A 13,254-nucleotide genomic window follows, 5' to 3' on the forward strand; every position below is an offset into this window, starting at 1 on the left:
TCCGCCGGAGCGGCGGAAGAGATTTCTGGTGATGGCGCTACCTCGACAGATCAGTCGATCCGTGGCACCCGGTGTCAGTGTCACGCGGCGAGGTCTCACCGGTTCCGGAGCGTGCCCTCTGGGCCACTCAGCGTCGATGCACAGCGCACTGCCCAGGTGCGTCGTACGGAACGCGGTGCGGCTTGGGGAGCTCCCGGAAGAATGTCTGTCCCGGACGGGGACGTGAAGCACCTCGCCATGGTGGGGTCGGGTGCAGACTTGAGGTTAACACTACCGCGTCCAACAAACATTCCCCCTCTCGAAATCCGGCGCCGATTCACGCGATGCCTATGCGTGGAGGTCGCCGGCGGGTGCGAGCGGCAGGACGCTCGCCCCCTGAAGGTCCAGGTCCAGCCGGTTGGCGGCCCAGTCCGCGCCCGCCAACGCCTCGACCTTGTCGGCCGATTCGGCGTCGGCCAGCGCCATCACGGTGGGTCCCGCGCCGGAGATCACCGCGGGGATGCCGACCGCGCGCAGCCGCTCGACCAGCGCCGCGCTCTCCGGCATCGCGGGGGCGCGGTACTCCTGGTGGAGACGGTCCTCGGTGGCGGGCAGCAGCAGCTCGGGGCGCCGGGTGAGGGCCTCGACGAGCAGGGCGGCACGGCCCGCGTTGGCGGCGGCGTCGACGTGCGGGACGGAGCGCGGGAGCAGTCCGCGCGCGGTCTCGGTGAGGACCGGCTTCCCGGGGACGAAAACCACCGGAACGATGGAATAGGCGGGCTCCATCCTGATCGCGCGGGCGGCGCCGCCGTCCATCCAGGAGAGCGTGAATCCGCCGAGCAGGCAGGCCGCGACGTTGTCGGGGTGGCCCTCGATCTCGGTGGCGAGTTCGAGGAGGGCCGCGCCGTCGAGCCGCGATTCGCCGCCTATGGTCACGGCGCGCGCGGCGACGATGCCGGCGCAGATCGCGGCGGACGAGGAGCCGAGGCCGCGGCCGTGCGGGATGCGGTTGGCGCAGACGATCTCCAGGCCGCGCGGCTGTCCGCCGAGGGCGTCGAAGGCGGTGCGCATCGCCCGTACCAGGAGGTGGCTCTCGTCGCGCGGGAGGGTTTCGCTGCCCTCGCCGGCGATGTCGACGTGCAGCCCGGAGTCGGCCACCCGGACGACGACGTCGTCGTAGAGCCCCAGCGAGAGGCCGAAGGCGTCGAAGCCCGGCCCGAGGTTGGCGCTGGTTGCGGGGACGCGCACCCGGACGGCGGCGGCGCGGAAGGCTGGACCGGCCATCGCTCGATGAACTCCTTGAGCTGCGGAACTGTCGAATGACATTCGATGACTGACGTGCGGTGAGACCCTCCGGGGCTGCGGCTACGGCGCGGCAGCCCGGGCATACGCGGTGCATATGCAGGAGGCGGGTTCGCCACAGCTTATCGAAGGAAGGTTCTGTGGCGACATAGGGCGCACAGGAGGCGCACGATGCGTGTCGTAAGCCCCCTGTGCACCCCTGATGGGGTTGCCCCTATGCGAGACCCAGCCGCTGGGCCGCCGTCACCGCGTCGACCGGGACGGTGACCGGCTGCGGTGCGCCGGCGATCGCCCAGTCGGGGTCCTTGAGGCCGTTGCCGGTGACCGTGCAGACGATGCGCTGGCCCGGGTCGACCTTGCCCTGTTCGGCGGCCTTCAGCAGACCGGCGACCGAGGCGGCCGACGCGGGCTCGACGAAGACGCCCTCCTGAGCGGCCAACAGCCGGTAGGCGCGCAGGATCTCACGGTCCGTCACCTCGTCGATGAACCCGCCCGACTCGTCGCGAGCGGCGATCGCGTAGTCCCAGGAGGCCGGGTTGCCGATGCGGATCGCGGTCGCGATGGTGGAGGGGTCCTTGACGACCTCGCCGCGCACGATCGGCGCCGAGCCGGACGCCTGGAAGCCCCACATGCGGGGCGTCTTCGCGGCGATGCCGTCGGCGGCGTACTCCTTGTAGCCCTTCCAGTAGGCCGTGATGTTGCCCGCGTTGCCGACCGGGAGGACGTGGATGTCGGGGGCGTCGCCGAGCATGTCGACGATCTCGAAGGCCGCCGTCTTCTGGCCCTCGATGCGCACCGGGTTCACCGAATTGACCAGCGCGACGGGGTAGTTGTCGCTGAGGTCGCGGGCGAGGGTGAGGCAGTCGTCGAAGTTGCCGTCGACCTGGAGGATCTTCGCGCCGTGCACGAGGGCCTGGCCCATCTTGCCGAGCGCGATCTTGCCGCGCGGCACGAGGACCGCGGAGACCATGCCCGCGCGGACGCCGTACGCGGCGGCGGAGGCCGACGTGTTGCCGGTGGAGGCGCAGATGACGGCCTGCGCGCCCTCCTCCTTGGCCTTCGAGATGGCCATGGTCATGCCGCGGTCCTTGAAGGACCCCGTCGGGTTCGCGCCCTCGACCTTGAGGTGGACCTCGCAGCCGGTGCGCTCGGAGAGCACCTGCGCGGGCACGAGCGGCGTGCCGCCCTCGCGGAGCGTCACGACCGGCGTGCTGTCGGAGACGGGCAGCCGGTCCCGGTACTCCTCGATGATTCCGCGCCACTGGTGGGTCATTGCTGGTTACTCTCCTTCAACCCGCATGATGCTGGCGACACCGCGGACAGTGTCGAGCTTGCGCAGCGCCTCGACGGTCCCGCTGAGTGCGGCGTCGGACGCGCGATGGGTGACGACGACGAGGCTGGCCTCGCCGTCCTTTCCCTGCTGACGGACGGTGTCGATCGACACCCCGTGCTCGGCGAACACCGTGGCGACCTGGGCGAGCACACCCGGCTTGTCGGCGACGTCGAGGCTGATGTGGTACCGCGTCACGACATCGCCCATGGGCGACACCGGCAGGGCCGCGTACGCCGACTCGCCTGGCCCCGTCGCCCCGCTGAGCCGGTTGCGGCAGACGGCGACGAGGTCGCCGAGCACGGCCGAGGCGGTGGGCGCGCCGCCCGCGCCGGGGCCGTAGAACATGAGCTGGCCGGCCGCGTCGGACTCGACGAAGACGGCGTTGTACGCGCCGCGCACGGAGGCGAGCGGGTGCGTGAGCGGGATCATCGCGGGGTGGACGCGCGCGGTGACGGAACCGCCGTCGGCGGCGCGCTCGCAGATCGCCAGCAGCTTGATGGTGCAGTTCATGTTCTTCGCCGAGGCGAAGTCCGCGGCCGTCACCTCGGACATGCCCTCGCGGTAGACGTCGTCGAGGCGCACCCGGGTGTGGAAGGCGATCCCGGCGAGGATCGCGGCCTTGGCGGCGGCGTCGAAGCCCTCGACGTCGGCGGTCGGGTCGGCCTCGGCGTACCCGAGGGCGGTCGCCTCGTCGAGCGCCTCCTGGTAGCCGGCGCCCGTCGAGTCCATCTTGTCGAGGATGAAGTTCGTCGTGCCGTTGACGATGCCGAGGACGCGGTTGACCTTGTCGCCGGCGAGCGACTCGCGCAGCGGGCGGATCAGCGGGATCGCCCCGGCGACGGCCGCCTCGTAGTAGAGGTCCTTGCCGTGCTCCTGAGCCGCCGCGTGCAGCGCCGCGCCGTCCTGCGCGAGCAGCGCCTTGTTCGCCGAGACGACCGAGGCGCCGTGCTCGAAGGCGGTCGTGATGAGCGTGCGGGCCGGTTCGATGCCGCCGATGACCTCGACGACGACGTCGATGTCCCCACGTTTGACCAGCGCGGTCGCGTCCGTCGTGACGAGGGCGGGGTCGATGCCGTCGCGGACCTTGCTCGGGCGGCGGACCGCGACCCCGGCCAGCTCCACGGGGGCGCCGATCCTCGCGGCGAGGTCGTCGGCGTGCGTCGTCATGATGCGCGCCACCTCTGAGCCGACTACCCCACAGCCCAGCAGCGCCACCTTCAGCGGACGCGTACGCATCATGCGACCTCGTTTCCTCATACGGTCTACGGTCTGACCAGTCTCACCCACCGGACCGCGGTTTCTGCCCCGGGTCCGGATCGTGAGACGTCTATTTCATTTTTCTGAACCTGCGGACAGGAGATTCTCCCGTGGCCGCTCCCGGATGTCACCCCACGTCGAGCCGGAGCAGGTCCTCCTCGGTCTCCCGGCGCACGATCACCTTCGCCTGCCCGTCCTTCACCGCGACCACCGGGGGCCTCGGGACGTGGTTGTAGTTGCTCGCCATCGAGCGGCAGTACGCGCCCGTCGCGGGGACCGCGAGGAGGTCACCCGGTGCCAGGTCGGCGGGGAGGAACGCGTCCTTCACGACGATGTCCCCGCTCTCGCAGTGCTTGCCGACGACGCGGGAGAGCATGGGCTCGGCGCCGGAGGTGCGCGAGACGAGGGAGACGCTGTACTCGGCGTCGTACAGCGCGGTGCGGATGTTGTCCGACATGCCGCCGTCGACGGAGACGTACGTGCGCAGGCCGTCGAGGGGCTTGAGCGTGCCGACCTCGTACAGCGTGAAGGCGGTCGGGCCGACGATCGCGCGGCCCGGCTCGACGGAGATGCGGGGCGTGCGCAGGGCCGCGGCCTCGCACTCGCGGGTGACGATCTCGTTGAGGGCCTTCGCGATCTCGTGGGGCTCGCGGGGGTCGTCGTCGCTGGTGTAGGCGATGCCGAGGCCGCCGCCGAGGTCGATCTCGGGGAGTTCGACGCCGTGCTCGTCGCGGACGGCCTTCAGGAGGCCGACGACCCGGCGGGCGGCCACCTCGAAGCCGGACATGTCGAAGATCTGCGAGCCGATGTGGGAGTGGACGCCGATCAGTTCCAGGCTGTCGAGCTGGAGCGCGCGGCGGACCGCCTCCGCGGCCTGGCCGCCGGCCAGCGGGATGCCGAACTTCTGGTCCTCGTGGGCCGTGGCGATGAACTCGTGCGTGTGGGCCTCGACGCCGACGGTGATCCTGATCTGCACCTTCTGGCGCCTGCCGAGGTCGCGTGCGATGTGGGCGACGCGGACGATCTCCTGGAAGGAGTCGAGGACGATGCGCCCCACGCCCGCCTCGATGGCCCGGCGGATCTCCGCGACGGACTTGTTGTTGCCGTGCAGCGCGATGCGTTCCGCGGGCATGCCGGCGGAGAGGGCGGTGGCGAGTTCCCCGCCCGAGCAGACGTCGAGGTTGAGGCCCTCCTCGTGCAGCCAGCGCACGACCGCGCGCGACAGGAACGCCTTGCCCGCGTAGAAGACGTCCGCGTCCTGGCCGAAGGCGGTGCGCCAGGCGCGGGCGCGGGCGCGGAAGTCGGTCTCGTCGAGGACGTAGACGGGGGTGCCGAACTCCTCGGCGAGGCGGGTCGCGGTGATGCCGCCGACGGTGAGTTCGCCGTACTCGTCCCGGGTGACGGTCTCCGACCAGACCTTCTTGTCGAGGGTGTTCAGGTCGGCGGGCGGGGCGCTGTAGTGGCCCTCCGGGAGGACGTCGGCGTGGCGGGGCCCGGCGGGGTGTGCGGAACGGCTCATCTTCGGTGTGGGCTTTCTAGAGGTGTTCGGGTGCGTCGATGCCGAGCAGGGACAGGCCGCCGGCCAGCACCGTCCCGGCGGCTTCGGCGAGCGCGAGCCGGGTGCGGTGGGCGGCCTCGGGTTTCTCCTCGCCGGTGGGGAGGGCGTACGGGAGGAGGGGGAGGAGCGCGTCCGCGATCGCCACGAGGTGGTGGGTGAGGCGGTGGGGGGTGTGGTGGGTGGCGGTGGTGGTGAGGATGCGGGGGTGGTCGGCGAGGAGGAGGTGCAGGGGGTGGGCGGGGGCCGGCTCCGGGGGGGTCTGGTGGGCCGGGGGGTTCCGGGGGCCCGGGGTGTCTCGGGGGTCCGGGGTCGTCGATGGGGTCGTCGGTCGGGTCGACGTGAAGCCCAGGGACGCGGCGTTGCGGGTGAGGGCTCGGGTGCGGGCGTGGGCGTAGCGGACGCGGAAGAGGGGGTTGCTCTCGCGTTGGACCAGGTGGTCGGGGGTGAGGTGGGCGTGGTCGTGCGGGGCGGGGTGGAGGAGGGCCCAGCGGGTGGCGTCCCTGCCGAGCGCGGGGAGGGGAAGGCGGGCCGGGAGCGGGCGGATGTGCACCGCGGGGTGCTCGGGGGTGCCGTACGTGTCGATCTCGACGCCCAGGGACGTCGTCCACTGCGAGGGCGGGCGGGAGTCGCAGGAGGTGCGGACGGGGGTGCCTTGGGTACGGAGCACCCGGGCGACGGTGTCCATGACGACGACGGCGCGCGGTTCGTCGGGGGCGTGGAGCCGCGTCAGCTCTGCGGTGGGGGCGTCGACGTGTCCGTACCGCGGGCCCGCCCGCAGGATCTCCTCGACGATCGAGGTGTCCTGGAGGGTGATGTTCAGGAAGCCGGGGCCTGTGACGACGACGTCCTTGACGCCGGGCGCGCTGCCCAGGTGGGGGCGGAGGATCTCGGCCACCCTCAGGGGGGGCTCGCCCGCCGGGCGGGCCAGCTTCAGGGCGATGCCGGTCGCGTAGTCCCCGCAGCCGCCCGGGCCGGGGGGTGTCACCGACACCCTCTCCGGCACATCCACCCGCAACTCCCCCGCGTCCACCGCACGCCGGACGGCGCACAGGACGGTACGGGAGAGCTCGACGGGGGTCACGGGGCAAGCGTAGGCGAGGAGGGGGGTGGGGAGGCGAGTCGACGGGGTGGGGGTCCCGGGATGTGGACAGGGGGTGTTGGTGCGACGGGCCGGGGTGTGGGGGTCGGCGTGGATGCGGGCGTGGGCATGGATGCAGGTGCCCTCGCCCCGGACCTCGGCCGGTCGGCTTGTCCGGCCTGGCCTACCGCGACCGACAGACGTCAGCTCCCGCTCTGCGCGGTCCGCTTCTCGTCGTCGAGCCCTCCCAGCTCACCGGGCCCTCCCAGTTCACCGGGTCCTCCCAGTTCACCGGGTCCTCCCAGCTCACCGGGCCCGTCCGGATCGCGGGGCCCGTGAGGTGCGGGGGTCGCGGCGGAGCCGTCGTCGCCCTGGCCCTGTCCCTGACGTACGAGTCGGCGTACGACGTCGATCAGCTCGGCCGGCTCGAACGGTTTCGGCAGGAACGCGTCGACCCCGGCGTCGATCCCCACCTCCACCTCGTACGGAGTGCAGGCGCTCACGATGGCCACCGGCAGATCCCGCGTACGCGGGTCCGCACGGAGCTGCGCCGCGGTCCGCAGCCCGTCGAGACGGGGCATGACGACGTCGAGGGTGACGGCGTCCGGCCGTACCTCGTGCACGACTTCCAGACACTCGGCACCGTCGCACGCGGTCACGACCTCGAAACCCTCCAGTTCGAGATTGACCCTGATCAGCTGCCGGATGACCTTGTTGTCGTCCACAACAAGCACCCGCCCCGACGCGCCTGGCACCCCTTGAGAGTAGGTCCGCACCGGCCACCGCGTCCGGCTTTTCCCCACTTCCACCCCCTACGTGCGACCCCCACCCCAAACCCGTTCGGGATCACCCCACCCGAGCTGGTAGTGTTCTGTCCGTCGCCGCGAGCAACACTTCGCCGACAAAGCCCCCGTAGCTCAGGGGATAGAGCAACGGCCTCCGGAGCCGTGTGCGCAGGTTCGAATCCTGCCGGGGGCACTCGCCGGTCAGAGACCTTAAACAAGGGTCTGACCAGGCAGAGTGCCGGTAGATGAGGGCGGGAGTCAGTCTCACTGACTCCCGCCCTTTCTCACTGTCTATTGCTGGTTGTGCGTGAGGAGTGCGTGAGCCACGCACAGCTCACGCGGCGCCCTCAGACCCCCATCCCATGCCCTTCTCGATCTTCTTGTTGTCCTCCTCCTCACTGTTGTCGATGAGGCCCGCATAGTGGCGGTCGATGACCTCTGGGGAGGTGCCCGCGCGGCGCGCTACTTCGGCGATCGGGACGCCCGCCTTGAGCCACTGCGTGATGGCGAACGCGCGGCCGGAGTACGGCTTCCGCGCCAGCGGGCTGTTCACCTTGTGCTCGGGGAACGCGTAGTGCCGCGCCTCCACCCACACCCGAAAGTAGGAAGTGGACCCCACCAACCCGCCCCGCTCGTTGTGGAAGACGCGACCGTCCTTGGCGGCGCCGAACTCCTTGAGGTGGTCCCGGAGCATCGCGACCAGCACCGGCGGGATAGGCACCGGACGATCCGCTTCGGGATCACGCATCTTCAACCCCCGCCTGTCGTGCCGCTCCCCCGTGTCGGTCCACTTCTTGCCCGCGACAGGGCGTGTCTTCCGGAGGGTGAGCAATCCCCAACCCGTGTCCGGCAATTCACAGTCCGACTTCCTCAGCGCGACGACTTCCGCCGGGCGCATCGCGGCGTACAGGATGCAGCCGAAGAACGCGACCAAACGCCTCCCCCGATTCCGGTGGACCGATCCCACGTACGACACAGCGGCGAGGAACTCCCGCGCCTGTACCGGGTTCATCAGAATGCGCGGGTCGATCGTCCCTTGCTGGGCAGTCGCGTGCCTCACCAACTCCCCAACCGGGTTTTCGTCGATGTAACCGCGCTTGATCGCGTATTCCATCGCCGCGTTGAAATTACGCCGACGCCGCTTGTAGGTGTCCTTTGCCGCCAACTTGCCGTCAAGCTTGTAGGCGAGCCGATAGTGGACGTCCTCAGCGACCGTGTGGTCCTTCAACGCCGACAAGGGGAGGGAGTTCTCCGTCAACCACGTACAGACCTCTTCCAGGTCCGACGGGGGTTCCTCCTTCTCGTGAGCCGGGACAACAACCCACCTCACGGCCCTACGAACCAAGCGGAGTTCCGGGGCGTCAGGCTTGTCCGCCATCATCCCCAAGGCCGCAGCAGCGAGGCTGTCAGCGAACCCCTCCCGCGTCTTTGCCGCCGCCGTACGCCAACGACGTTTCATGAACTCCCGCGAGAAATCCCACCACTTGGGATCGTTCTTCTTCTCGGCCTCAGCAGCCGCCGCCGCTTCCGCCTTCCGAATCTCCGACTCAGGGAGTCCGGATTCCACGTCGAACGCTTCACCTTTGCGCATCGCTTGACGCAGTTCAGAGCGCCGGTTCTCGGCAAGCGGGTAGGTGGCAAACGACGCATAGCACTTGTTCCCCGCGACCAGCCACCGGAGTTGATGCGGCGCGCTTTTACTCCTCACCTTGGATATTCCCCACAGGCGAACGTCGTTGGAGAATGCGCGTTCCTTGCCGCCCTCGGGGCACTCATTCCCGTGAGCGCCCCGAGGTGTACCAGTCGTGCCGTCGGTCACGCAGCGTCCTCCCGCTCCGTAAGCCAACGCTCGTATTCCGACCGGCGAATCCGAACGTCGCCGTTAGGGAGCTTGATGGAGCGGGGGCCCTTTCCGAGTTGACGCCACCGGTAGAAGGTCGACGGAGGAACCCTCAGATCCGCGATGACTTCTTTGATGGTCAGTTTCTCGTCCACCACGCGGGCACTCATGCCGCGTCCTCTCTTCTGTTGTGATGCGAAGCAGGTGGGGAGGGTTCGCTGCCCCCTCCCTCTGAGGTCCGCTACATCCGCTACTGGTGCTACCTCGCAGGTCAGGGGCCTGTTGGAGGTAGCGGGAAGGGGTATCGGTAGCGGACGGGTAGCGGGGCGGTAGCGGCCCCGGATACGGGTCGCCGCTACCGCGTTGCTGCTGGTCAGGCCGTGTTTTCGGTGCCGGGTAGCGGCGGTAGCGGACTTTCCCGGGGAGGGGGGCAGTAGCGCTGCCATGCGTCCCAGAGGTCGGTGGCGTAGTAGCCCTTGAGGACGCTTCCGGCGGTCTTGATGTTGCGGGACGCGATCGGCTCGTTGTCGCCGGTCATGTACTCCGCGAGCATCTTCGACAGGCGCCGACTGTCCAGCGGCTTGCCTTGCAGGTCCGCCCACGGCGCGTCATCAAGGGAGTTGAGGCGGTCCAGGACGGCGACGGTGGGGAGGCGGTCGATGCCGGTCAGGACGTGATCCCTCAGGTCGGTCAGGAGACGGACCCCGAGACTGCCCTTGTCGTTGGCCTTGGAGGCGGTCACGAGCGTCACGCACGCTTCCCGTGCGCGCTCGGGCCAGTCCCCGCCGGCGACGTCTGCGATAGCGAGGAGGGATTCCCACACGTCCGCCGGCCGGTCGGTGACCCCGTCGGGCATCTCCGGCCAGGCGCCCATCACGAACCCGCGCACGGCTTCCGCCCACTGGGCGAGGCGGTCACGGAGCGCGTGTCCCTCGGCTTCGTGGATGCGGGCCCGGAAGGCTTCGACGCTTTCGTTGCGCGCCCGCCGCCGCATCCGGATCACGATCGAGCGGGTCATGATCGTGTCCGGGAGGTTGCCGAGCCCCGCGACCGCAACGCCGCAGTACGAGGGGAACGCCTGAACACTCTGGTTGCCGCCGTCTCCGATACACCGGTAGGTGACGCCGGTGCGGCGGTGACCGGCGTTGAGGAACCCGCGCAACTCTTCGTTGTCGCCGGCCTTGGGGCCGAAGACGGTGTCGATCTCGTCGAAGAGGATCGTGGGGCGCCCGTTGGGGTTGGCGACGGAGCGGAACAGGGCGGCGGCCGACGCGTTGACCGCCGTCATCGGCGCGGGGACCAGGGTCTCGACGACTTCCAGGGCGCGGGACTTGCCCGAGCCGGGTTCCGGGGAGAGGAACGCGAGGCGCGGGGTGGAGTCGAAGCAGTCGAGAAGGTGCGCGTGCGCGTCCCACAGGGTGACGGCGACGTAGGCGGCTTCGGTGGGGAAGACGTTGAAGCGGCGGTGGAACGCTTCGACCTCGGTGAGCAGTGCGGCGCCGTCGATGGGCGTCGGAGTCATGCGGCGGCCCTCCTGTCGGGTTGTGCGGTGGGGGTGCCGGTGCAGGCGGTCTTGTGGGCGTCGTATGCCGTGACCAGGGCGGTGACGGCGCGCAGGCCGGTGGCGGTGGCGGAGTGTCCGCAGGCGCAGGCGTATGCGGCGGTGGGGGTGTCCCCGAGTCGTTTCGACCAGCGGGCGCCGTCTTTGGGGCGGCGGTAGACCGGCGGGGCGTAGATGCGGATGCCGGGCCGATCCGGCGTCGGGTCCGTGATGCCGTCGCCCGGGTGGTGGCCCGGGTGCGGGTCGGGGAGAAGAGCTGAAGGGACGCCCTCACGGGCGGCGACCTCCGGCCCGCCGACGGCCGCCGGGGGCACGGCCGGTGTGGCGTCCTGCGGACTGTCGGGGGTGGGGGTGAGGCTCTTCAGGGAGGGGCGGGGAGGGGTGTTCATGCCGTCTCCGGGCGCCGCTGGTTGTGGGTGATGGACCAGGTGAGGGCGGATCGGAGGGTGGAGCGGCACTCGGGCGCCGGCAGTCCGGCCGCCTCCCCCGCTTCCTGAAGAGCCTGTTCGACCACGTGCCGGGGGAGGTCGCCCCACGCGACGAAGCGTCCCAGGGCGCGCGCGGCCCGGAACAACGCTGTCTCCCGCCCGCCCGGTCGCGCGGCGGCGACGTTCGCGGTTTCACTGGCGAGCGCTACATCCGCATACCTGCCGGATTGCCCCTTCACGGCCACCGAGGGGGCCTGTGAGGGCTTGGGGGCGGGTCGCAGGATGCTCAGCAGCCATCCGGGCACCGGGGCCGCCTGAGGGCCGCTCAGCGCTTCGTACGCTCCGGCGGGGGTGCCCGATCCGGCGGCGACGACGTACCCGCCCCACGCACGGGTGTCGACCAACTCCCCCACCGTTCCCGCCGTGTTGGCGAGGCGGACCCTGGCGGGGGCGGTGAAGTACAGGTGCCGTCCGCCGGTCGCGGTCCGCACCCGGTAGGTGTCGGGGACGGGCTGACCGGCGCGCTCGCAGAGCGCCCCGAAGGTCGCCGCGCCGCAAGGCGCGTCCGAACTGCCCTTGTCTTCCTGACTCTTGGGCATGTCGAGGTCGACGACCAGCAGCCCGGAGGGGCCGCACGCGATCCCGACGTTGTACGGGGCGCGTGCCCATGCGGTGCGGATGCGAGCGGGGTCGGTGGTGGCGCGCTGCTCCCACTTCAGATGGCCCGTGGTGCAGGGGCCGGTGCGGGGACACGATGTCTCCCCGTGCAGGGCGGGGCGCTTCGTGCCGGGACGCAGGGGGAAGACGTGCCAGCCCCGGCCGGCGGCGTCCAGCGCCGCGTGCAGCAGGTGCGCGCTCATGCCGCCGTACCGCCGTCCGTCCACAGGTTGAGGACGCGGGCGCTGTAACCGTCCACCGCGGCACTGAAGGCGTCGTCGTCGCCAGTGACCAGCGCGTCAAGCAGTGCGGCGGCCTCCGAGTTGGGGCCGGGGGGCTCGATGCCGTCAAGGTCGCGGGTGAGGGTGTGGAGCAGGGCGCGGGTCAGGTACCGGTCGAGGAACATGCGGTGCTCGATCAGGACGAACGGGGACCCGGGGGTGAGCAGGACCAGGACGGTGCTGCCGTCGGGGCGGGGCTCGGTGCGGACCACGGTCACCTGTTCGGTGCCCTCGGGCACTCGCGGAACACAGGTCGGATCGGTCATGCTGGATGTCTCCAGATCTCTGCGAAGGGACTGGGTGGACAAGAGCGGCCCCGGTTCTTTGGAGAGATGCGGGGGCCGCTCTTGGCGTATCTACTGGCCGGTGCCGGGGGCCGGGTGGGTGTCCGGTCGGCCGGGGGCGAGGTGGCGGACGATGAGACCGGTGTTGGTCGGGATGCCGCCGTCGCGCTGCTCGGACAGTTCGAACCAGACGTCGTAGTCGCCGGGCGGGGTGGTGACGGTGCCCCACGGGACCCATTCCAGGCGGCCGACCTCGTCCTTCTGGGGCCGCAGCCACGCTTCGGCGGCGGCTTTCGCGGCGCACTCGTCGTTGGTGTAGCCGACGAGGTAGTCGGAGACGTTGCCGGGCTCGTACACCGCTTCCCAGGCGGGCAGGCTGGCGGCGGCGGACGCGGTGCGGCGGAGCAGGCTCGCGACGGCCGCGATGGTGGGGTAGTCCCACCCGGCGAGCCACTCCACGATCCGGTGGTCGTAGATGCCCAGTTCGACGCCGGCGTTGCCGAGTTCGGCGTACAGGGCCTCGCGCTGCGAGGACTCCGTCGCGTGGCCGAACGGGGCACGGTCGAGCGGGCCGTCCGATACGGGGTCGTTGGCGCGGTGTTGCATGAGTCCGTCAACTCCTTTGCTCAGAAAGGGGGTTCGTTGCTGTAGCCGCCGGGCGGGGTGCGGCGCAGGCGGCGGGGCAAGGGGAGGAGGATGCGGCGGTAGAGGTCGTTCCAACACGTGCAGGGCTCGAAGTCGCTGCCCTCGTACTCGCCGGTCTCGGGGTTGCCGTAGTCCCAGGTGTGCCCGCCGGTGCCGTGGCACAGCGGGCAGCCGGGGCGGGGGGTGTCGACGACGGCGACGGCATAACGGGGCCAGTCGACGACGCGCAGGCGCAGGCGGCGCACGACGCTCCTCAGCTCGGGCCG

The 13,254-nt window shown here is 70.6% G+C and carries 14 protein-coding genes and 1 tRNA gene; 1 reads left to right on the forward strand and 14 read right to left on the reverse strand.

All coding sequences use genetic code 11. From position 1 onward, the window contains the following. Positions 1-327: 327 nt before the first annotated feature. The 6 genes from thrB to ABZX85_RS01825 form a co-directional block, all read right to left on the reverse strand. Positions 328-1,263: a homoserine kinase gene (gene thrB / locus ABZX85_RS01800; RefSeq protein WP_355861581.1), complete on the reverse strand. Its 936-nt coding sequence runs from the start codon at positions 1,261-1,263 to the stop codon at positions 328-330. A 232-nt stretch (positions 1,264-1,495) separates the two neighbouring features. Next, positions 1,496-2,554 (reverse strand): threonine synthase, encoded by a 1,059-nt coding sequence (gene thrC, locus ABZX85_RS01805; RefSeq protein WP_355861583.1) that lies wholly within the window; start codon positions 2,552-2,554, stop codon positions 1,496-1,498. A 6-nt stretch (positions 2,555-2,560) separates the two neighbouring features. Next, positions 2,561-3,853, reverse strand: coding sequence for a homoserine dehydrogenase (locus tag ABZX85_RS01810; protein ID WP_355861585.1), 1,293 nt, complete (start codon positions 3,851-3,853; stop codon positions 2,561-2,563). Positions 3,854-3,998: 145 nt separating this feature from the next. Beyond that, the gene (lysA, locus tag ABZX85_RS01815) at positions 3,999-5,390 is read right to left on the reverse strand and encodes a diaminopimelate decarboxylase (protein WP_355861587.1); all 1,392 of its coding nucleotides are present in this window, start codon (positions 5,388-5,390) and stop codon (positions 3,999-4,001) included. Between the two features lie 16 nt (positions 5,391-5,406). Beyond that, positions 5,407-6,510 carry an ArgS-related anticodon-binding protein NrtL gene (gene nrtL, locus ABZX85_RS01820; protein ID WP_355861589.1) on the reverse strand — a complete coding sequence of 368 codons (1,104 nt, stop codon included), beginning with the start codon at positions 6,508-6,510 and terminating at the stop codon, positions 5,407-5,409. Positions 6,511-6,710: 200 nt separating this feature from the next. After that, the gene (locus tag ABZX85_RS01825) at positions 6,711-7,262 is read right to left on the reverse strand and encodes a response regulator (RefSeq protein ID WP_355861590.1); all 552 of its coding nucleotides are present in this window, start codon (positions 7,260-7,262) and stop codon (positions 6,711-6,713) included. A gap of 151 nt (positions 7,263-7,413) precedes the next feature. On the opposite strand from ABZX85_RS01825, the gene ABZX85_RS01830 reads away from it, so the two are divergent. Next, positions 7,414-7,485 (forward strand) — tRNA-Arg (locus ABZX85_RS01830). Positions 7,486-7,626: 141 nt separating this feature from the next. On the opposite strand, the gene ABZX85_RS01835 is transcribed toward ABZX85_RS01830, so the two are convergent. The 8 genes from ABZX85_RS01835 to ABZX85_RS01870 all read right to left on the reverse strand — a co-directional run bounded on the left by ABZX85_RS01835 (position 7,627) and on the right by ABZX85_RS01870 (position 13,233). Next, entirely contained in the window at positions 7,627-9,111 is a 1,485-nt protein-coding gene (locus ABZX85_RS01835; RefSeq protein ID WP_355861592.1) for a site-specific integrase, read from the reverse strand. Further along, positions 9,108-9,302: a helix-turn-helix domain-containing protein gene (locus ABZX85_RS01840; protein ID WP_355861594.1), complete on the reverse strand. Its 195-nt coding sequence runs from the start codon at positions 9,300-9,302 to the stop codon at positions 9,108-9,110. Before ABZX85_RS01840 ends, ABZX85_RS01835 begins: the two co-directional genes overlap by 4 nt. Positions 9,303-9,505: 203 nt before the next feature. Next, positions 9,506-10,654, reverse strand: coding sequence for a DUF3631 domain-containing protein (locus tag ABZX85_RS01845; RefSeq protein ID WP_355861596.1), 1,149 nt, complete (start codon positions 10,652-10,654; stop codon positions 9,506-9,508). Then, positions 10,651-11,082, reverse strand: a complete 432-nt coding sequence (locus tag ABZX85_RS01850) for a hypothetical protein (RefSeq protein WP_355861598.1) — start codon at positions 11,080-11,082, stop codon at positions 10,651-10,653. Before ABZX85_RS01850 ends, ABZX85_RS01845 begins: the two co-directional genes overlap by 4 nt. After that, a complete protein-coding gene (locus ABZX85_RS01855) occupies positions 11,079-11,981 on the reverse strand; it encodes a bifunctional DNA primase/polymerase (protein WP_355861600.1) in 903 nt (300 codons plus the stop codon). Before ABZX85_RS01855 ends, ABZX85_RS01850 begins: the two co-directional genes overlap by 4 nt. Continuing rightward, positions 11,978-12,325, reverse strand: a complete 348-nt coding sequence (locus ABZX85_RS01860) for a hypothetical protein (RefSeq protein WP_355861602.1) — start codon at positions 12,323-12,325, stop codon at positions 11,978-11,980. The genes ABZX85_RS01855 and ABZX85_RS01860 overlap by 4 nt, the downstream gene beginning before the upstream one ends. A 90-nt stretch (positions 12,326-12,415) precedes the next feature. After that, positions 12,416-12,949 carry a hypothetical protein gene (locus ABZX85_RS01865; protein WP_355861604.1) on the reverse strand — a complete coding sequence of 178 codons (534 nt, stop codon included), beginning with the start codon at positions 12,947-12,949 and terminating at the stop codon, positions 12,416-12,418. A gap of 20 nt (positions 12,950-12,969) precedes the next feature. Continuing rightward, positions 12,970-13,233, reverse strand: coding sequence for a hypothetical protein (locus ABZX85_RS01870; protein WP_355861606.1), 264 nt, complete (start codon positions 13,231-13,233; stop codon positions 12,970-12,972). Positions 13,234-13,254: the final 21 nt, after the last annotated feature.

Source organism: Streptomyces sp. NPDC004539 (assembly GCF_040610055.1).
GTDB lineage: Bacteria > Actinomycetota > Actinomycetes > Streptomycetales > Streptomycetaceae > Streptomyces.

Excerpts from the sequence above, each read along its gene's own strand:
- ABZX85_RS01865 (WP_355861604.1), bottom strand. The coding sequence starts at position 12,949 with ATGCAACACCGCGCCAACGACCCCGTATCGGACGGCCCGCTCGACCGT.
- ABZX85_RS01810 (WP_355861585.1), bottom strand. The coding sequence starts at position 3,853 with ATGATGCGTACGCGTCCGCTGAAGGTGGCGCTGCTGGGCTGTGGGGTA.
- thrB (WP_355861581.1), bottom strand. The coding sequence starts at position 1,263 with ATGGCCGGTCCAGCCTTCCGCGCCGCCGCCGTCCGGGTGCGCGTCCCC.
- ABZX85_RS01840 (WP_355861594.1), bottom strand. The coding sequence starts at position 9,302 with ATGAGTGCCCGCGTGGTGGACGAGAAACTGACCATCAAAGAAGTCATC.
- ABZX85_RS01855 (WP_355861600.1), bottom strand. The coding sequence starts at position 11,981 with ATGAGCGCGCACCTGCTGCACGCGGCGCTGGACGCCGCCGGCCGGGGC.
- ABZX85_RS01845 (WP_355861596.1), bottom strand. The coding sequence starts at position 10,654 with ATGACTCCGACGCCCATCGACGGCGCCGCACTGCTCACCGAGGTCGAA.
- lysA (WP_355861587.1), bottom strand. The coding sequence starts at position 5,390 with ATGAGCCGTTCCGCACACCCCGCCGGGCCCCGCCACGCCGACGTCCTC.
- ABZX85_RS01850 (WP_355861598.1), bottom strand. The coding sequence starts at position 11,082 with ATGAACACCCCTCCCCGCCCCTCCCTGAAGAGCCTCACCCCCACCCCC.
- thrC (WP_355861583.1), bottom strand. The coding sequence starts at position 2,554 with ATGACCCACCAGTGGCGCGGAATCATCGAGGAGTACCGGGACCGGCTG.
- ABZX85_RS01860 (WP_355861602.1), bottom strand. The coding sequence starts at position 12,325 with ATGACCGATCCGACCTGTGTTCCGCGAGTGCCCGAGGGCACCGAACAG.